We start from the raw sequence: 17,900 nt of genomic DNA, 5'->3' as shown, positions 1-17,900 counted from the left end.
TGCGCGACACCTTCCAGGAGGTGGTCGCCGAACACGTGCTCATCCTGCTCCAGGCACTGGCCGAACTGGGCCTGGTGGAGCGCCGGTTCGGGCTGATCAGCTGCTGATCACCTGGTGATCAGCCGCCGTCGGCCCGTCGGCCCGTCGGCCCGTCGGCGCTGCCCGCTGGTCCGGGCGGTCGGGAGGACCGCCCGGACCAGGGCTCAACTCGGCACTGCGCGAGCGGATTTCACCGCACAATCGGACCGCCCGCTCCACCCGCTCGTACTCCGTCGCCGCCCGTGCCCTGGTCTGTGCTGATCATGTCCGCATTCTTGCCGTACCGGCCTGTGACGGTGCCCGGATGGGCACCGACTCTCGGAGCATGGCCAACTGAGGAACCATCAGATCCCCACGTACTCCTGTGCGAACTGGTCCTGGTGGCGGCGGGAATCGCGCAGGTTGGCCAGCCGGGCCTGCTGCAGTTCGCGGAGGAACGGAGCGTCCCCGTCCTGGCCGGCCGGACCGTGCAGCAGGCCGATCATCCAGTGCGAGAACTCCTGGGCGCGCCAGACCCGCGGCAGGCAGTCGGCCGAGTAGCGGCGCAGCGCGGCCTCGTCGCCGTACTGCACCTGGGTGACGAGCGCGTGCGCGAGGGTCTCGGCCGCCATCACCGCCAGGTTGGCCCCCTTGGCGGCGGACGGGCTGATCAGGCTGGCGGCGTCGCCGACCAGGAAGAGCCGGCCGTACTGCATCGGATCCTGCACGTCCGAGGCCATGTTGATGACCCGGCGCTCCAGGATCGGCCCCCGGTGCAGCGCGCCGTACCGCTCGGCCCGCATCCGGTGGGCCAGCTCCGCCCAGACCCGCTCCTCGGACCAGTCGGCCGGGTCGGTGCCGGGCGGGACCTGCAGGTAGTAGCGGGTGACCTGCGGGGAGCGGGCCATGTGCCCGGCGAAGCCGTCCTGGTGCACGGCGTAGGTGATCGCGGACATGCTCTGCGGCGCGCCGGCCAGCAGAGCCAGCCAGGAGACGCCGTGGTCGCGGTGGTGGCGGCGCAGTGCACCGGTCGGCACGGCGGTGCGGGCGAAACCGTGCCGCCCGTCGCAGCCCGCCAGGAACTGCCCGCGCAGCAGGCGGGTGCTGCCGTCGGCGGCGCGGGTGAGCAGTTCGACCCGCTCGCCGTCCAGGCCGCCGGCCTCGACCGCGGCCGTCTCGAACCGCAGGTCGCCCCCGCGGGCCAGGAACTCGGCGACCAGGTCGGTGACCAGGAACTGCTGGGGGTACACGGTGTGCACCTCGCCGCGCCCGAGCTTGCCGTACGCCAGCTGGAACTCGCCCTCCTCGGTGCGGAAGGCGCAGGTGTCGTGCTCCTCGCTGTTGGCCAGCAGGCCCGCCGCCAGTCCGTTCTCGCGCAGCACCCGCACGGTGTTGGCAGCCAGGAACCCGGCCCGGGCCCGCTGCTCCACGTAGGCACGGCTGCGGTGCTCGACCAACAGGCAGTCGACGCCGGCGGCCAGCAGCAGGTTGCCGAGCACCAGCCCGGCCGGTCCGGCGCCGACAATCAGGACGGTCGTCTCGTCGGTACGGGTCTGATCCACCGTTGGTCCCCCAGCTCGGGTGTGGCACTTGTGCCGACTTTCTGTGCGTTGACTTCCTATCAGCTCCCCTACGGGAGCGGGTAACCGGAGCAGGGACGCCCGCTGACCGCGCTGAGCAGGCGGCGGGCCCCGGTAGCATCGCCCGGGTGTCCGCTCTCCGCACCTGGCTCGACGCCCGCGAGCACGCCGTCCGGCGCTGGCTGCCCCTGCTGCTGCGCACGGCCGCGGTGCTGCTGCTGCCGTGGATCGTGGCGCTGGGGATGACGGTCAAGGGGCACTTCGGCGCGCGCAACCTCTCCAACTCCTGGGTCTGGCTGGACGTCATGGAGGTGTCCGCGCTGCTGCTGCTCGCGGCGCTGGTCCGCCGCCGGCACCGGGCCACCAGCCCGATCGCCTCGGCCACGGCGGTGCTGCTGGGCCTGGACGCCTTCTTCGACCTCTGGTCGGCGCACCGCGGCTCGGCCTACGAACTGGCCCAGCTGCTGGCCTACTTCGCCGAGCTGCCGAGTGCCCTGGTGCTGGCGGTGCTGTCCTGGTACTCGCTGGCCTGGGCGGCCGGTCCGCCGCGGGCGAACGGACAGCTTGACTGAACGCAGCGACGCGCGTAAAGCGCGGGCAGTCCTGCTTCAAGTCTTGACGGGTCATCGGTCTTCCCCTAGAACGAATCCTGCTGAGAGAGCGCTCTCTCGCTCTGAATCGCAGCTGTCACCGCGTTCCACCGTGCAATCCCCCCACCCGTCGCAAGACTGCACGCTTCAGGAGCCGTCCCGTGGACCCCACGCCCCGTCCTGCCCTGCGCCGCTCGGCGCCGGCACCCGTCCTCGCCCTGCTCGCCGTCGCCGCCCTGGTGGTCGGCCTGCTGGTGACCCTCACCCCGGCCACCGCCCAGGCCGCGCCCACCCTGCTCTCGCAGGGCCGGCCGGCCACCGCCTCCTCCACCGAGAACGTCGGCACCCCCGCTTCGGCGGCGGTCGACGGCAACACCGGTACCCGCTGGTCCAGCGCGTTCAGCGACCCGCAGTGGTTGCAGGTCGACCTGGGCGCCACCTCGACGATCAGTCAGGTGACGCTCAACTGGGAGGCCGCCTACGCCTCCGGGTTCCAGCTCCAGGTCTCGAACGACGCGGTCAACTGGACCAGCGTCTACACCACCAGCACCGGGACCGGCGGAGTGCAGAACCTCGCCGTCACCGGCACCGGCCGGTACGTGCGGATGTACGGCACCGCCCGGGCCACCCAGTACGGCTACTCGCTCTGGGAGTTCCAGGTCTACGGCTCCCCGGCCACGACCTGCGCCACCGGCAACGCCGCGCAGGGCCGGCCGGCCACCGCCTCCTCCACCGAGAACGCCGGCACCCCCGCCTCGGCGGCCGTCGACGGCAACACCGGCACCCGCTGGTCCAGCGCCGCCGCCGACCCGCAGTGGCTGCAGATCGACCTCGGCAGCCAGCAGACCGTCTGCGGCGCCCAGTTGCAGTGGGAGGCCGCCTACGCGACCGCGTTCCAGCTCCAGGTCTCGAACGACGCGGTCAACTGGACCAGCCTGTACTCCACCACCACCGGAACCGGCGGCACCCAGACCCTGGCCCTGAACGGCACCGGCCGGTACGTGCGGATGTACGGCACCGCCCGGGCCACCCAGTACGGCTACTCGCTCTGGGAGTTCCAGGTCTTCACCACCACGGGCAGCTCGCCCACTCCCACCCCGACCCCCACCCCCTCGCCCACCGGCGACCCGTTCTGGGGCGACCCCAGCACCATCCCGCCCGCGCAGAACGTGGTCATGGTGAAGGTGCTCAACCGCACCAACGGCGCCTACCCGGACAGCCAGGTCTACTGGAGCTTCAACGGCCAGACCCACTCGATCGCCGACCAGCCCTACCTGGACATGCCCGCCAACTCGGCCGGCCGGATGTACTTCTACCTCGGCTCGCCGAACAGCAAGTACTTCGACTTCATCGAGTTCACCGTCGGCGCCGGCGTGTTCAACGGCAACACCACCCGGGTGGACGCCTTCGGCCTGCCGATCGCGATGCGGCTGCACGCCAGTGACGGCTACGACGTGCAGGTGGGCGAGACCCAGTCGGTGTTCAACGAGAACCGCACCCAGTTCTTCCAGGACTTCGTGAACGCCGTGCCGCAGGAGTTCAAGGTGCTGGCGCAGACCCAGGCGCCCTACCGGATCATCGCCCCGGGCAGCGACCCGAGTTTCCAGACCGGCGGGGCCAACGCGGGCTACTTCACCTCCTACGCCGCTTCGGTCGGCGTCAACGCCCCGACCTCGGACGTGTTCGGCTGCGCCGGGGTACTGGCGGCCAACGCCGGCGAGTGCGCCGCGCTCAACCGCCACGTGGCCACCCTGCCGCAGTCGCAGTGGTCCGACCCGAGCCAGTACTACAAGGCGGCTCCGGCCAACTACTACGCCAAGTTCTGGCACGACCACGCGATCAACGGTCTGGCCTACGGCTTCCCGTACGACGACTACGCCGGCCAGTCCTCGTACATCTCGCACGCCAACCCGCAGTGGCTCGAAGTGGCCGTGGGCTACTGAGCACGGCCGCACGCCCCCGCGTACGACCCGGATCCGCCCCGCCCCCACCCAGCCAAGGAGCATCCGTGACGAGCCGACAACCCGCGTCACCCCGACGCCACGTCAGATCCCTGTGGACGGCGGTGATCGCCGTGCTCGCGCTGGTCGCGGCGGTCTTCACCGTCCCGACCCTGGCGAGCGCCGCGCCCACCCTGCTGTCGCAGGGCAAGCCGGCCACCGCCTCCTCCACCGAGAACGCCGGCACCCCCGCCTCGGCGGCGGTCGACGGCAACACCGGTACCCGCTGGTCCAGCGCCGCCGCCGACCCGCAGTGGCTGCAGGTCGACCTGGGCGCGACCGCGACGATCAGTCAGGTGGTGCTCAACTGGGAGGCCGCCTCGGCCAAGGCCTACCAGATCCAGGTCTCGGCCGACGGATCGACCTGGACCCCGGTCTACGCGACCAGCACCGGTCCGGGCGGCACCGAGACCCTGAACGTCACCGGCACCGGCCGCTACGTGCGGATGTACGGCACCGCGCGCAACACCGGCTACGGCTACTCGCTCTGGGAGTTCCAGGTCTACGGCACCCCGGGCAGCGGGGGCGGCGGCGCGACCTGCGGCACGCAGAACGCGGCGCTCAACCAGCCGGCCAGCGCCTCCTCGACCGAGAACGGCGGCACCCCGCCTGCCGCGGCCGTGGACGGCAACACCGGTACCCGCTGGTCCAGCGCGGCCGCCGACCCGCAGTGGCTGCAGGTCGACCTGGGCGCCACCGTGACGGTCTGCCAGGTGGTGCTCAACTGGGAGACCGCCTACGCGACCGCGTTCCAGCTGCAGACCTCGACCGACGGGACCAACTGGACCACGGTCTACTCGACCACCACCGGGACCGGCGGGGTGCAGACCCTCAACGTCTCGGGCACCGGGCGCTACCTGCGGATGTACGGGACGGCGCGGGCCACCCAGTACGGCTACTCGCTCTGGGAGTTCCAGGCCTTCACCGGCGGCAGCGGTGGCGGCACCCCGTCACCCAGCCCGTCGCCCACCGGCGGGGGCGGCAGCTGCGGCACCACCAACGCGGCCCTCGGCCACCCGGCCGCCGCCTCCTCGATCCAGGACGGCAACCCGGCGTACGACCCCTTCTACGCCACCGACGGCTCCACCCTGACCCGCTGGTCGAGCGCGATCGCGGACCCGCAGTGGATCGAGACCGACCTCGGCGGGAACCTGCCGATCTGTCAGGTGGTGCTCCAGTGGGAGAACGCCTACGCCTCGGCCTTCCAGATCCAGACCTCCACCGACCACACCAACTGGACCACGATCTACTCGACCACCACCGGCACCGGCGGCACCCAGACCCTGAACGTCAGCGGGACCGGGCGCTACGTGCGGATGTACGGCACCGGCCGCGGGACGGGCTACGGGTACTCGCTCTGGGAGTTCCAGGTCTACACCGTGGGCAACCAGACCGTCACCATCCCGCCGCCCCCGCCGCAGCCGGCACCGGGCAACTGCCCCTGGATCAACGAGCCGAGCGTGCCGGTCTCGACCAGGGTGGCCCAGCTGATGGGCGCCATGACGCAGGACCAGAAGGACCACATGCTGTACGGCGACGGCTCGAGCACCTACATCGGGCAGATCGCCGGCCAGCCCGCGCTGTGCATCCCGGACGTCAACCTGGAGGACGGGCCGACCGGGGTCGGTGACGGCCTCGGCGGCGTCACCCAGTTCCCGGACGGTGAGGTCTCCGCGGCCACCTTCGACACGGGGTACGAGCACGACTTCGGCGTCGCGCTCGGCCAGGAGTTCGCCGGCAAGGGCGTGAACGTCTCGCTCGGCCCGACGATCAACATGGTGCGCGACCCGCGCTGGGGCCGGGCCTACGAGACCTTCGGCGAGGACCCGTACCTGACCGGCGAGATCGTCAGCGCCGACGTCCAGGGCATGCAGAGCCAGGGCGTGATGGCCGAGGTCAAGCACGCGGCCGCGTACAACATCGAGCAGCCGTCCGCGCCCGGCAACGAGATCATCGACGCGCGCACCCTGCAGGAGATCTACCTGCCGGGCTTCCAGACCGCCATCGAGAAGGGCGGCGCGGCGGCGCTGATGTGCGGGTACAGCATGGTGAACGGCAACTACTCCTGCCAGAACCCGTCGATCGAGAACATCCCGATGTACCAGCAGGCCGGGTTCCAGGGCTTCATCACCTCGGACTGGGGCGGCATCCACTCCACCGTGCCGTCGGCCAACGCCGGCGAGACGGTCGAGATGCCGTTCGGCGGCTTCTTCGCCTCGGCGCTGGAGCAGGCCGTGGCCTCGGGCCAGGTCACCCAGGCCACCTTCGACACGATGGTGTCCCGGGTGCTGACCCAGATGTTCCGGTTCGGCATGTTCGACAAGGCACCGAGCGGCTCGACCACCGCCATCGTCGCCACGCCCGCGCACCGCGCGGTCGCGCTGCAGGGTGACGAGGAGGGCACGGTGCTGCTGAAGAACAACGGGATCCTGCCGCTCAACCCGAACGGCGGCCAGTCCGTCGCGGTCATCGGCACCCAGGCCGGCGCCGGCGCGATCACCGGGGGCGGCGGCAGCGGCGGGGCCACCAGCTCCGGCACCTACAGCCCGCTGTACAGCCTCCAGCAGCGCACCGCCGGAACCAATGTGACGGTCAAGTACGACGACGCCACGAACCAGGCCTCCGCGGTCGCGCTCGCGCAGTCCTCGAACGTGGCGATCGTCTTCGCCTCCGACAACTACGGGCACGAGGAGTCCGACAACACCACGCTCAACCTGCCGAACAACCAGGACGCGCTGATCTCGGCGGTCGCCGCGGCCAACCCGCACACGATCGTGGTGCTGAGCGACAACTCGGCGATCATGATGCCGTGGCTGAACCAGGTCGCGGGCGTGTTCGAGGGCTTCTACCAGGGCCAGGAGTTCGGCCAGGCGATCGCGGCGCTGCTGTTCGGCGACGTGAACCCGTCCGGGCACCTGCCGATCACCTTCCCGGCCTCGCTCGCGCAGGTGCCGGCCGGCACGGCCGCGCAGTGGCCGGGCGTCAACGGCACGGTGCAGTACTCGGAGGGGCTCGACATCGGGTACCGGTGGTACGACGCGAACAACGTCACCCCGCTCTTCCCGTTCGGCTTCGGCCTGTCCTACACGAACTTCGCCTACTCCAACCTTCAGGTGGGCGCGGTGAACGGGGGCAAGGCCACGGTCACGGCCACGGTGGCCAACACCGGCAGCCGGACCGGGACCGCGGTGCCCCAGCTGTACGTGTCCGACCCGGCCGCGGCCGGGGAACCGCCGCACCAGCTCAAGGGGTTCCAGCGGGTGACCCTGGCCCCCGGGGCGCAGACCACCGTGAGCTTCACGGTCACCGCGCACCAGCTGGCCTCCTGGGACACCGGTAGCGGGCACTGGATCGCCGGAGCCGGGACCTACCAGGTGCTGGTCGGCGACTCCTCGCGCAACCTGCCGCTCAGCGGGAACCTGCCGCTGGGTTCGGCGATCACGGCGGACGCGCTGCCGTAGCGGCGCCCCGCTTCGGCCCGGCCGGCCCACCCGACTCGCTCGGGTGGGCCGGCCGGTGCCGTGGGACGGGCAGGACCGGCGGTCAGCCCTCCGTGCGGGGCGCCGGCAGCTGGTGGAGGTAGGCGGCGCGGCCGGTGGCGCGGGCGGCGGTGACCGCTTCGAGCAGGGCCAGGCGGTTGGGCGCCAGCACGGTGCGCCAGTGTTCCAGCGAGTGGACGGCGAAGGCGCTGTGCTCGGCGGGGTCGAGCACCAGGGCTCCCAGCTGGGCCTCGGTCAGCTCGCCGCCGTCGAAGACCACGCCGACCTTGAACGGCCACTCCCCGCTCGCCGCCACGAAGAGCAGGGCCAGCAGCGGCGGGGTGGGGTGCTGAGGGAGCGTCAGGCCCGTCTCCTCGAGCACCTCGCGGCGGGCGCACTCCCACGGCTCACTGCCGAACTCCAGGTTGCCGCCGGCGAACTGCCAGACCTCGGGGTCGTAGACCGACTCGAGCAGCAGCGGACGGCCCTGCCGGTCGGTGAAGTGCACGGCGGCGAACAGGATCCCGTGCGGCAGCGTGCGCAGGAAGTCGGCCAGCGGGAGATCGGCCAGCGGGAGTTCGGCAGGCGGGAGTTCGGCCGACGGCAGTCCGACTCGCGGGAGTTCGGCCGGCGCGGGTCCAGCCGGCGCGAGCTCGGCCACGGTCGGGTCGGTCGGCTTCAGGTCGGTCACTCGGGCTCCGGTGCTCGGTGTGGTCATGACGCCATGTCGACATCGCCGTCCAAGTACACCCAGGCACCCTGGTGGCGGACGAACCGGCTGTTCTCGCGCATCGTCCCCGACTCGCCGCCCTCCCGGAAGGAGGCGCGGAACTCCACCGTGCCGTGCTGGTGGAACGGCCCGCCCTCCGCGCTCCCCAGGATCTCCAGCCGCTCCCAGCGCAGCTCCGGCGCGAAGTCCAGCGCGCGCGGCCGGGTGTCGGGGTGCCAGGTGCGCAGCAGGTACGCCGCGTCGTGCACCGCGAAGGCGGCGTACCTGCTGCGCATCAGCTGCTCCGCGGTGCTCGCCTCGGCGAGGCCGCGATGCAGCCGGCCGCAGCAGTCGGCGTAGGCGGCCGGCTGCCCGCAGGGGCAGTCGACCGGGAGGGCGGGCGGGGTGCGGCGGGCGCTGCGTCGGGACATGGCCCCATTCTCGCCGGTCAGCTGCCGCGCCGACCGCGCGGGCCGACCGCGAGGGGCCGACCGCCGCGGGTCAGGGGAGCTGGAGGTGCTGGCCCGGGTAGATCAGGTCGGGGTTGGCGCCGAGCACGGAGGCGTTCTGCTGGTAGAGGCCGGTCCAGCCGTCCAGGTGGTGGGAGTAGGCGATCTGGGAGAGGGTGTCGCCGCTCTGCACCGTGTACCCGCCCGGGGCGGCGGGGTCGGTCGGCCCGGCGGGGTCGGCCGGCGCGGCGGGCGCGGGCTGGGTGACCGGGGCACTCGGCGTGCCGGGGGCCGCGTAGCTCGGCGGGGCGGCCGCAGGCACGGGCGCGGGCGTGGCCGGGTCGGTGCCGGGCGCCGTGGGCGTCGGGCTCGCGGTCGTCGGGGCCGGTGCCGAAGCCGCGGGCGGCGTGCTCGGCTGCGCGGGCGCCGGGGTACTGGGTGCCGGGGTCTGGTCGGCGCCCGGCGCGGGGGTGGTGGGCGTGCCCGGTGTGCTCGGCGTGCCCGGGGCACTCGGGGTGCCCGGGGTGGCGGGCGGGGTCGGCACCGGCGGGTTCAGCGACCCCGGCACGGTGGCGCAGGCCCCCCAGGCGGTCGGCCCGAGATCCGCCAGCATCCGCTCGGCCACCGCGATCTGCTGCTCGCGGGTGGCGTGCGAGGGAACCGAGGCGTACTGGTCGCCGCCGTAGGTGAGCCACTGGCGCAGCGTCAGATGCAGTCCGCCGTAGAAGCCGTCGCCGGCGTCGGCGACCCAGTTGCCGACCGTCTCGCACTGGGCGACCGTGTCCCAGGTGGCGGGCTGGGCGGCGTGCGCGCCGGTGGCGGTGAGCAGCGGCAGGGCCAGGCCCGCGCCGACCACGGTGGCGGTGGCCACCGCCTTGTCGGCCTGGGTCGGGCGGCGGTGGCGGCCGGAACCGGAGAACACCATTCAGACGTCCCTCTCCGCACGCCTGCGAGGTGAGCTGTCGGGTTCGGGCCCGAAGAGTGGCCCGGCCGGCCGCGGTGCGGACGGCTTCACCCCAAGCCGTGGGAGACGGCGTCGAAACTGGGTCCCCCGCCCCTGCCCGGAGGTGTCGTCGTGGTCCCGGGCCGCGGCGGGCAGGACTCGGCGTTCCGCGTCCGGGGCCCGTTGCATTCGGGCTGACAGGGAGACTAGACGGATCATCAACCTGATAACAAGATCGCATCGCATACGTCACATCAGAATCACAGGACGCGTGCGGAAGATGTACATGCACCTGTGCCGAGTCGCCGTCCCTCCGGGGGCGGAAGGTCCGTGGACTCGGCACAGGTGGTCGAACTGCCCCCGAGCCTGTCAGGTCCGACGCGTCAAATCAACGGGTGTGGATGTGAATGCCAATCTGATCCATCTCAGTCCAGGGTGATTGGGCCGGACGGATGGTCAAGGAGGGCCGCAACCGGCGCGCGTAGCGCGGTGGCGGCGGTGGCTGAGGCAGCGTCAGCAGGACCCCGTCACCCCGAGAGAGGCCTAGGCCATGGTGTCCCTGCCCGGGTCCGCGCCCAGCAACGGCCGGCACGCACTGCGCCGGGAAGTCGGCATGATCGGCCTGCTCTGGGCCTCGGTCGGCGCGATCATCGGTTCCGGCTGGCTGTTCGGCGCCGAGAAGGCGGTCCGGGCGGCCGGTCCGGCGGCCCTGCTCTCCTGGGGCATCGGCGCGGTGGCCATCGTGCTGCTGGCCCTGGTGCACGCCGAGCTCGGCGGCCTGTTCCCGGTGGCCGGCGGTACCGCCCGCTACCCCCACTACGCCTTCGGCGGCTTCGCCGGGATGAGCTTCGGCTGGTTCAGCTGGCTGCAGGCGGCCACCATCGCCCCCATCGAGGTGCAGGCGATGCTCGGCTACGCCCGGCACTGGCACTGGGCCGACGGCTTCCAGCACCCGAACGGCACGCTGACCGCCTCCGGCCTCGCGGTGGCCGCCGCGCTGCTCGCGCTCTTCGTCGCCGTCAACTTCCTGGGCGTCAAGTGGCTGTCCCACACCAACAGCGCCGCCACCTGGTGGAAGGTGGCGATCCCGGTGCTGACCATCGTGGTGCTGGGCGTCAAGGAGTTCCACCCGGGCAACTTCCACTCGCACGGCTTCGCGCCGTTCGGCGCCCGCGGCGTGCTCTCGGCGATCAGCACCAGCGGGGTGATCTTCGCCCTGCTCGGCTTCGAACAGGCCATCCAGTGGGCCGGCGAGAGCACCCACCCGCGTCGCGACATCCCCCGCGCGGTGCTCGGCTCGGTGCTGATCGGCAGCGTGATCTACCTCCTGCTCCAGGTGGTGTTCATCGGCTCGCTCCCGGTGGCCAGCTTCGCCAACGGCTGGGACGCGCTGGACTACAAGGGGATCAGCGGCCCGTTCGCGGGCCTGGCCGCGCTGATCGGGCTGGGCTGGCTGGCCACCGTGCTGTACTTCGACGCGATCATCTCGCCCGGCGGTACCGGGCTGATCTACGTCACCTCCAGCTCCCGGATCACCTTCGGGCTCAGCCGCAACGGCTACGCGCCGCAGGTGCTGCAGGCCACCAACCGGCGGGCGGTGCCCTGGGCCGGGCTGCTGGTCGCCTTCGTGGCCGGGGTGCTCTGCTTCCTGCCGTTCCCCAGCTGGCAGCGGCTGGTCAGCTTCATCACCTCGGCGGTGGTGCTGATGTACGCCGGTGCCCCGCTCTCCTTCGGGGTGCTGCGCAAGCGCTTTCCCGACCTGGTGCGGCCCTACCGGCTGCCGCTGGGCGAGCTGGTCTCACCGGTCGCCTTCGTGGTGGCGAGCCTGGTGATCTACTGGGCCGGCTGGGACACCCTGTGGCGGCTCGGCGCCTCGATCCTGCTCGGCTACCTACTGCTCGGCTCGTACGCCTGGTACGCCCGGGCCAAGCAGCTGCCGAGCGCGCCCCGGATGGACTTCCGGGCCGGCCAGTGGCTGCCGGTCTACCTGATCGGTCTCGGGCTGATCTCCTGGCAGGGCCAGTTCGGGGCCGGGGCCCAGAAGCACATCGGCCTGTGGTGGGACATCGCCCTGGTGGCGGTCTTCGCGGCGGTCGTCTACTACTGGGCGCTCGCGGTGGCGCTGCCGGCCGCCGAGATCGAGCGGAACATCGAGGACGTCGAGGTGGTCGACGTCGGCGGCCACTGACCGCTGCGGTTGCACGGTGCGCGCCGCGGCGAAGTTGTGGCGCGCCCGGAGCGCCGCGCCGCGCCGGGCGGTTGCTCGGTACAGGATGGGTCGCAGCAGGGCGGCGGTGACCGGACGGGTCGCAGCCTGAAGGACCGCAGCAGGATGGGTCGCAGGCAGACCGGGCGAGGTGGACTACTTGGACGACTCCCGCTTCCCGTTCCTCGACGGCGTGGCCGGGGTGCTGGTCGACGGCGGCGGCAGGATCCTGGACTGCACGGCCACGGCCGAGCGGCTGCTGGCCCTGCCGGTGGCGGCGCTGCGCGGCCGGCCGGCCCGCGAGCTGCTGGCCGGCCCCGCGGCGGGCGACCGCGAGATCGAGGCCGGCGCGGCCGCCGGCTGGAGCGGCCGGGCGGTGGTGCGCACCGGGGACGGGCGGACGGCCGAGCTGGCGGTGCGGGTGCTGCCGCTGCGCGGCGCCCAACCCGGCGACCGGGCCCGGGCCCGCTACCTGGTGGTCGCCGCACCGGTCGAGGTGACCGACCGCTGGCAGCAGGACCAGGCCTTCACCCGCGAGCTGTTCCTGCAGGACCGGTTCGGGCTGGCCGTCTTCGACACGGACCTGAAGGTGCTGCGGACCAACGCGCACCTGCTCCCGTACTCCGGCATCCCGACCGACCTGCGCGGGGCCACCCTGCACGACCTGCTGCAGCCCGAGGACGCCGCCTCGGTCGAGGCGCACCTGCGCGAGGTGCTGGAGACCGGGCGCCCGCTGGTGCTCGCGGAGGAGCTGGCGCACACCGTGGTCGACCCGCGCAGCGGCCGCCTGCTGGCCATCTCCGCGTTCCGGCTGCAGGACGCCGACGGACGGGCGATCGGGGTGACCGCCCTGTTCAGCGACCTGACGGAGCAGTACCTGGCGCGCCGTCGGCTCGCCCTGCTGCACGAGGCCACCGCCGCGGCCGGCCACTCGCTCTCGGTCGGCGAGACCGCCCAGCACCTGGCCGCCGTGCTGGCCGACGGGTTCGCCGACGCCGCCGTGGTCGAGCTGGCCGCCGCCGTCTTCACCGGCGGCGAGCCGCTGCCGGACGCCGAGGGGCGGCTGCTGCTGCGCCGGATCGGGGTGGCCGGGCCGCCGGAGGCGGTGCCCGCCGCCGGGGACACCGTGCTGGTCGGGGCGGGCGGCGACACCGAGCCGGAGGACCCGGCCGACGCCTGGAGCATCCTGGTGCCGCTGGTGGCCCGCGGTGTGCTGCTGGGCCGGATCGCGGTGCGGCGGAACCGCTGGAAGAACGCCTACGAGGAGGAGGACCAGGCGCTGATGCGGGAGATCGCCGCCCGTGCCGCGCTGGCCCTGGACAACGCGCGCCGCTACACCCGCGAGCACCGGGCCGCGATCGGCCTGCAGCGCAGCCTGCTGCCGCCGGCGGTCAGCTCGGTGGCGGCGGTCAGCACGGCCAGCGTCTACCTGCCCACCGACACCGCCGGCGGGGTCGGCGGGGACTGGTTCGACGTCATCCCGCTCTCCTCGGCGCGGGTGGCCCTGGTGGTCGGCGACGTCACCGGTCACGGGCTGCACGCCTCCGCCACCATGGGCCGGCTGCGCACCGCCGTGCGCACGCTGGCCGACCTGGAACTGGAGCCGGACGAGCTGCTGGTGCACCTGGACGACCTGGTGGCCCAGCTGCTGGTGGAGTCCGCGCTGGTAGCCGACATCGACGAGGAGGCGCAGTTCTCGCTCGGCGAGACGGGAGCCGAGCTGCCGCAGGGCAGCGAGCCGGTGACCTTCGGCGGCACCTGCCTGTACGCGGTCTACGACCCGGTGGACCAGCTCTGCACGGTGGCCAGCGCCGGGCACCCGCCGCCCGCCGTGGCGCACGCCGACGGAACCGCCGGGTTCCTGCCGGTGGTGCCGGGCCCGCCACTCGGGGTGGGCGGCCTGCCGTTCGAGTCGGCCCGGGTCGAGCTGCGGGCGGGCAGCGTGCTTGCGCTGTACACCGACGGCCTGATCGAGCGCGGCGACGGGGACATCGACGCCGGGATGGCCGAACTGCTGCGCCGGCTGGCCGTGGTGGCCCGCGAGCAGCGGCCGCTGCGGGAGGCCGGGCAGCAGCTGGTCGCCGGGCTGCCGCCGACCAGGCTGCACGACGACGTGACGCTGCTGCTGGCCCGCACCAAGGCGGTGCCGCCCGACGACACCGCGGTCTGGTCGGTCGAGCCGGAGCCGGCGGCGGTCTCCCGGGTCCGGGAGCGGGCCACCGCCACGCTGACCGCCTGGGGGCTGGGCGAGCTGGTCTTCACCACCGAGCTGGTCCTGTCCGAGCTGGTCACCAACGCGATCCGGTACGCGGGCGGCCCGGTGACGGTGCGGCTGATCCGGGCCGACACGCTGACCTGTGAGGTCTCCGACGGCAGCGCCACCCAGCCCCGGATGCGGCGGGCCCGGCTGACCGACGAGGGCGGCCGCGGCCTGTACCTGGTGGCGCAGCTGACCAGCCGCTGGGGGAGCCGCTACACCCCGGCGGGCAAGACCATCTGGACCGAGCAGGAGCTTCCCGGCGGGTGACGGGCCGGCACTCGGCCGGCTGGAAGGTCCAGCGGGTCGGGGTGCCGGTGAAGTCCTCGTCGTCGAGGGCGAAGACGGAGGCCGGGGTGACCCGGAAGGTGGCGTTGCGGGCCGGGTCGAGGAAGTCCGCGCCGTAGGCGGTGGCGTACTTGGCGTTGAGGGCGGCCAGGAAGTCGGCGACGGCCGGGGGTTCGGCGGCCACGGCGGCGGTGCCGTCCAGCACCACCGGGTGGTGGGCGTCGTCGGTGGCCACCGTGCAGGCCGGGTTCGCCGCCAGGTTGCGGTACTTACGCGACTGCACGCTGCTGCTGAACCAGAGCGCCCCGCGCAGCCAGACGCCCCAGACCGGCATCAGGTGCGGGCGCCCGTCGGGGCGGACGGTGGCCACCCAGTACTCGTGCGAGTCGGCCAGCCGGCGCTCGGCCCAGAACCACGGGAGCAGCCCCCTGCCCCGGTCGGCCGGGCGGACCCCGTAGCCCGGCATGTGCGGGCGGGCGGCGCGGTGCGGCCGCACTCGGTCCTCGGGCATGCCGGCTCCTGACCGCCGGCTGCTGACCACCGGCCTGGCCAAGCCTGGCACGCTGCCTGACGGCCCGTCAGGCGACGCGCCGTCAGGTCAGCAGCTCCGCAGCTCGTCAGGCGGAGCCGGCGGCCGACTGCGGCGAGAGGGTGAGCGCCTGGGTCACGATCTCCTCCAACCGGGCGTGGTGGGCGCCGCGCCAGTAGACCTGGCCGCAGTCGGCGCACTGGGCGAAGACGTCGTAGGAGCGCTCGGTGCCGTCCGCCAGCTTCTGCTGCACGGCGGCCTTGTCGGCGGCGCGCAGCAGGCCGTTGCAGGCGGTGCACCTGGTCCACGGGGCCAGCGGCGGGGCGAACCGGGTGAGCACGTCGCGCAGTTGCTCGTCCGGACGGTGGCTGTACACGTAGGCGCCGGCCCACAGCTCGCGCCGGTGCAGCAGGCCGCGGTCCCGGGAGAGCATCACCCGCTGCTCGGCGGCCGAGCGCGCGGACAGTGCGGCGTCGCCGATGTCGAGGTTCTCGTAGGCCGCGTCCACCCCGAGCAGCCGCAGCCGGCGGGCCAGCGTGCCCAGGTGCACGTCGAGCAGGAACCGGGCCGGCCCGGGCAGCGCCTGCGGCCTGGTCACCGCGCGCACCGTCACCTGCTCGCCGCGGGCCGGGACGTGCGCGGCGCGCACCACCGCGCCGTCCACCAGCAGCTCGCCGACCTCGGTGAGCGGGCAGCCGAGCGACTCCACCACGTGGCCCAGCGAGGACACCCCGTCCACCGCGACCCGCGCCCGCGGCGCCCGCCGCGCGGCCGGGACGAAGACGTGCAGCTCAGGGTCGAATTCGAGGTCGATCTCCGGTCGGTCCACCCGGCCAGCATGCCAGCGGCGGGTGCCCCGGAGCCAGCGGGTTTCGGCAGGTCGCGCGGCGGACCTGACGGGGTGCGCGGCCGCCGGGGTGGCGTGCCCGTTCCTGACGCCGCGTCGGCTTAGCATCGCCGGTATGCGGACAGTGATTGCGGGTGGGCACGGGCAGATCGCGCTGCGGCTGGAACGGCTGCTGAGCGCGCGCGGCGACCAGGCTGCGGGGGTGATCCGCAAGCCCGAGCAGGCCGACGACCTGCGGGCGGCCGGGGCCGAGCCGGTGCTGCTGGACCTGGAGTCGGCCTCGGTGGCGGAGGTGGCGCGGCACCTGGAGGGTGCGGACGCGGCGGTCTTCGCGGCCGGGGCCGGGCCGGGGAGCGGGGCGGCCCGCAAGGACACCGTGGACCGCGGGGCCTGCGCGCTGTTCGCCGACGCGGCCGAGGCGGCCGGGGTGCGGCGGTTCCTGGTGGTCTCCTCGATGGGGGCCGACGCCCGGGCGGCCGACGGGTCGGACCCGGTGTTCGGCGCCTACCTGCGGGCCAAGGGCGCGGCCGACGACGACGTGCGCTCGCGCGCCGGGCTGGCCTGGACGGTGCTGCGGCCGGGCAGGCTGACCAATGACCCGGGCACCGGGCTGGTCCGGCTGGCAGAGGCCACCGGGCAGGGCTCGGTGAGCCGGGAGGACGTGGCCGCCGTGCTGGCCGCGCTGCTCGACGAGCCCGGGACGGCCGGGCGGACCCTGGAACTGGTGGCCGGCAGCGACCCGGTGGCCGAAGCGGTGCGGGCGGCCGCCCGGGGGTGAACCCCGGTCGGCCGCCCGCGCTGACGGCGCGTCGGCAGCGTCAGCCCATCGGGAACAGCTGGGTGAGCCGCAGGTGGTTGCCGGACGGGTCGCGGAAGCCGCAGTCGCGGCCGTACGGGCGGTCCTCCGGCTTCTCCACGAACTCCACGCCGCGGGCGGTGAGCTGGGCGTAGTCGGCGTCCACGTCCTCGGTGGTGAGGAAGACGGTGCCGGCGAAGCCCTGGCCGGTCAGCTCCAGCACCTGCTCGCGGGTCTGCTCGGCCATCACCGGCTCGCCCGGGACGGCCATCAGGGTGATCGCGATCTCGGGCTGGCCGACCGGGCCGACGGTGAGCCAGCGGAAGTCGCCGAGCTCGGCCATCGTGATGTCCTGGCGGACCTCGAAGCCGATCTTGTTGACGTAGAAGTCCAGCGCCGCGTTCTGGTCGTGCACCCACAGCTGCGCGTTGGCAATCTTCATGCTCATCGTCCTTCTCTCACCTCTGCCTGGTGCCGCCGAGCCTCACCGGCGGCCACGACGCAACGCTATGCGGCGGTCGCGGGCCGCGTCTTCTCGAAACCTGCGCTCTTCGCCGGGGCGGCGGGCAGGCCGGCCGAGGGCTCGCGGAAGGTGCGGTGCTGCGGACGGCCGTAGGCGCGCAGCACGCAGGAGGGGACCATGGCGAACGCCGCGGCCGGCGGGTGGGCCGCGCGGTAGGCGGCGGGGGAGCGGCCGAACATCCGGGTGAAGCTGGTGGTGAAGGAGCCCAGGCTGTTCAGCCCGACCGCCAGGCAGATCTCGGCGATCGGCCGGTCGGTGCCACGCAGCAGGGCGGCCGCGCGCTCCAGCCGCCGGGTGAGCAGGTAGGCGTGCGGGGACTCGCCGAAGGTACGCCGGAAGGCCCGGCTGAAGTGCGCCTGCGACAGGCCCGCGGCGGCCGCGAGGTCGGCCACGGTCAGCGGCTCCGGGTACCGGGAGTCGACGAGGTCTTTGGCGCGCATCAGGTGCCGCGCGGGCGGGAGGTCGGCCATACGCCCAGGCTAGGCCCAATACGAGTGACTTAAGCTTCTGAGCCATGTGGGGCCTTGGTCGGTGGGTTGATGGGAGCGGTGCGGTAGTGCGGGGCAATGCTGACGGCTTCGGCAGGGTTCCGGGTGGGCTGTGGCCAGAGCCGGTGCTTGGCGCGTTTGACGCCGAAGTTGGACATCTTGCGTTTGACGACGCGCGCGACCCTGTTGCCCATTCGT

The 17,900-nt window shown here is 73.2% G+C and carries 14 protein-coding genes, 1 pseudogene and 1 riboswitch; of the genes and pseudogenes, 6 read left to right on the top strand and 9 right to left on the bottom strand.

The window, feature by feature from the left end; genetic code table 11:
* Positions 1–383 precede the first annotated feature (383 nt).
* The gene (locus C7C46_RS22315; RefSeq protein ID WP_110671680.1) at positions 384–1,580 is read right to left on the bottom strand and encodes a 4-hydroxybenzoate 3-monooxygenase; all 1,197 of its coding nucleotides are present in this window, start codon (positions 1,578–1,580) and stop codon (positions 384–386) included.
* 146 nt (positions 1,581–1,726) lie between these two features.
* Between C7C46_RS22315 and C7C46_RS22310 the strand changes: the two genes are divergently transcribed.
* From C7C46_RS22310 to C7C46_RS22300, 3 genes are all read left to right on the top strand, one after another.
* Positions 1,727–2,170: a hypothetical protein gene (locus C7C46_RS22310; protein ID WP_110671679.1), complete on the top strand. Its 444-nt coding sequence runs from the start codon at positions 1,727–1,729 to the stop codon at positions 2,168–2,170.
* A gap of 179 nt (positions 2,171–2,349) precedes the next feature.
* Positions 2,350–4,131, top strand: a complete 1,782-nt coding sequence (locus C7C46_RS22305) for a discoidin domain-containing protein (RefSeq protein WP_110671678.1) — start codon at positions 2,350–2,352, stop codon at positions 4,129–4,131.
* A 65-nt stretch (positions 4,132–4,196) separates the two neighbouring features.
* Complete coding sequence (locus tag C7C46_RS22300) at positions 4,197–7,649, top strand: discoidin domain-containing protein (protein WP_110671677.1); 3,453 nt, start codon at positions 4,197–4,199, stop codon at positions 7,647–7,649.
* 82 nt (positions 7,650–7,731) lie between these two features.
* Here the strand turns inward: C7C46_RS22300 and C7C46_RS22295 are convergent, their stop codons facing one another.
* The 3 genes from C7C46_RS22295 to C7C46_RS22285 all read right to left on the bottom strand — a co-directional run bounded on the left by C7C46_RS22295 (position 7,732) and on the right by C7C46_RS22285 (position 9,750).
* Complete coding sequence (locus C7C46_RS22295) at positions 7,732–8,358, bottom strand: NUDIX domain-containing protein (protein WP_181442466.1); 627 nt, start codon at positions 8,356–8,358, stop codon at positions 7,732–7,734.
* Between the two features lie 23 nt (positions 8,359–8,381).
* Positions 8,382–8,807, bottom strand: a complete 426-nt coding sequence (locus tag C7C46_RS22290; protein ID WP_110671675.1) for a YchJ family protein — start codon at positions 8,805–8,807, stop codon at positions 8,382–8,384.
* Positions 8,808–8,877: 70 nt separating this feature from the next.
* Complete coding sequence (locus C7C46_RS22285; RefSeq protein WP_110671674.1) at positions 8,878–9,750, bottom strand: LysM peptidoglycan-binding domain-containing protein; 873 nt, start codon at positions 9,748–9,750, stop codon at positions 8,878–8,880.
* 3 nt (positions 9,751–9,753) lie between these two features.
* A riboswitch (cyclic di-AMP (ydaO/yuaA leader) is annotated at positions 9,754–9,905 on the bottom strand.
* A gap of 413 nt (positions 9,906–10,318) precedes the next feature.
* On the opposite strand from C7C46_RS22285, the gene C7C46_RS22280 reads away from it, so the two are divergent.
* Both C7C46_RS22280 and C7C46_RS22275 read left to right on the top strand, forming a co-directional pair.
* Positions 10,319–11,956 (top strand): APC family permease, encoded by a 1,638-nt coding sequence (locus tag C7C46_RS22280; protein ID WP_110671673.1) that lies wholly within the window; start codon positions 10,319–10,321, stop codon positions 11,954–11,956.
* A 169-nt stretch (positions 11,957–12,125) separates the two neighbouring features.
* Positions 12,126–14,501, top strand: coding sequence for a SpoIIE family protein phosphatase (locus C7C46_RS22275; RefSeq protein WP_220040672.1), 2,376 nt, complete (start codon positions 12,126–12,128; stop codon positions 14,499–14,501).
* An 82-nt stretch (positions 14,502–14,583) separates the two neighbouring features.
* Here C7C46_RS22275 and C7C46_RS37745 read toward each other — a convergent pair.
* Both C7C46_RS37745 and C7C46_RS22265 read right to left on the bottom strand, forming a co-directional pair.
* A pseudogene (locus C7C46_RS37745) lies at positions 14,584–14,985 on the bottom strand (pyridoxamine 5'-phosphate oxidase family protein); the annotation flags it as partial.
* Positions 14,986–15,136: 151 nt separating this feature from the next.
* On the bottom strand, positions 15,137–15,877 hold the full coding sequence (locus C7C46_RS22265) for a Mut7-C RNAse domain-containing protein (protein ID WP_110671672.1): 741 nt from the start codon (positions 15,875–15,877) through the stop codon (positions 15,137–15,139).
* Between the two features lie 133 nt (positions 15,878–16,010).
* Here C7C46_RS22265 and C7C46_RS22260 point away from each other — a divergent pair, with 133 nt between their 5' ends.
* On the top strand, positions 16,011–16,673 hold the full coding sequence (locus tag C7C46_RS22260; protein ID WP_110671671.1) for an NAD(P)H-binding protein: 663 nt from the start codon (positions 16,011–16,013) through the stop codon (positions 16,671–16,673).
* Between the two features lie 40 nt (positions 16,674–16,713).
* Here C7C46_RS22260 and C7C46_RS22255 read toward each other — a convergent pair whose 3' ends face one another.
* The 3 genes from C7C46_RS22255 to C7C46_RS35975 form a co-directional block, all read right to left on the bottom strand.
* The gene (locus tag C7C46_RS22255; protein ID WP_110671670.1) at positions 16,714–17,133 is read right to left on the bottom strand and encodes a VOC family protein; all 420 of its coding nucleotides are present in this window, start codon (positions 17,131–17,133) and stop codon (positions 16,714–16,716) included.
* A 65-nt stretch (positions 17,134–17,198) separates the two neighbouring features.
* Entirely contained in the window at positions 17,199–17,684 is a 486-nt protein-coding gene (locus tag C7C46_RS22250) for a helix-turn-helix transcriptional regulator (RefSeq protein WP_110671669.1), read from the bottom strand.
* 29 nt (positions 17,685–17,713) lie between these two features.
* Positions 17,714–17,900 (bottom strand): hypothetical protein (locus C7C46_RS35975; protein WP_110671668.1); only part of this gene is annotated, 187 nt, incomplete at its 5' end.

This window comes from Streptomyces tateyamensis, assembly GCF_003205575.1.
Classification (GTDB): Bacteria; Actinomycetota; Actinomycetes; order Streptomycetales; family Streptomycetaceae; genus Kitasatospora; species Kitasatospora tateyamensis.
Note: the sequence above shows the minus strand (reverse complement) of the source record. Positions and strands in the feature narration are given on the sequence as shown.

Excerpts from the sequence above, each read along its gene's own strand:
- C7C46_RS22290 (WP_110671675.1), bottom strand. The coding sequence starts at position 8,807 with ATGTCCCGACGCAGCGCCCGCCGCACCCCGCCCGCCCTCCCGGTCGAC.
- C7C46_RS22280 (WP_110671673.1), top strand. The coding sequence starts at position 10,319 with ATGGTGTCCCTGCCCGGGTCCGCGCCCAGCAACGGCCGGCACGCACTG.
- C7C46_RS22260 (WP_110671671.1), top strand. The coding sequence starts at position 16,011 with ATGCGGACAGTGATTGCGGGTGGGCACGGGCAGATCGCGCTGCGGCTG.
- C7C46_RS22255 (WP_110671670.1), bottom strand. The coding sequence starts at position 17,133 with ATGAAGATTGCCAACGCGCAGCTGTGGGTGCACGACCAGAACGCGGCG.
- C7C46_RS22250 (WP_110671669.1), bottom strand. The coding sequence starts at position 17,684 with ATGGCCGACCTCCCGCCCGCGCGGCACCTGATGCGCGCCAAAGACCTC.
- C7C46_RS22285 (WP_110671674.1), bottom strand. The coding sequence starts at position 9,750 with ATGGTGTTCTCCGGTTCCGGCCGCCACCGCCGCCCGACCCAGGCCGAC.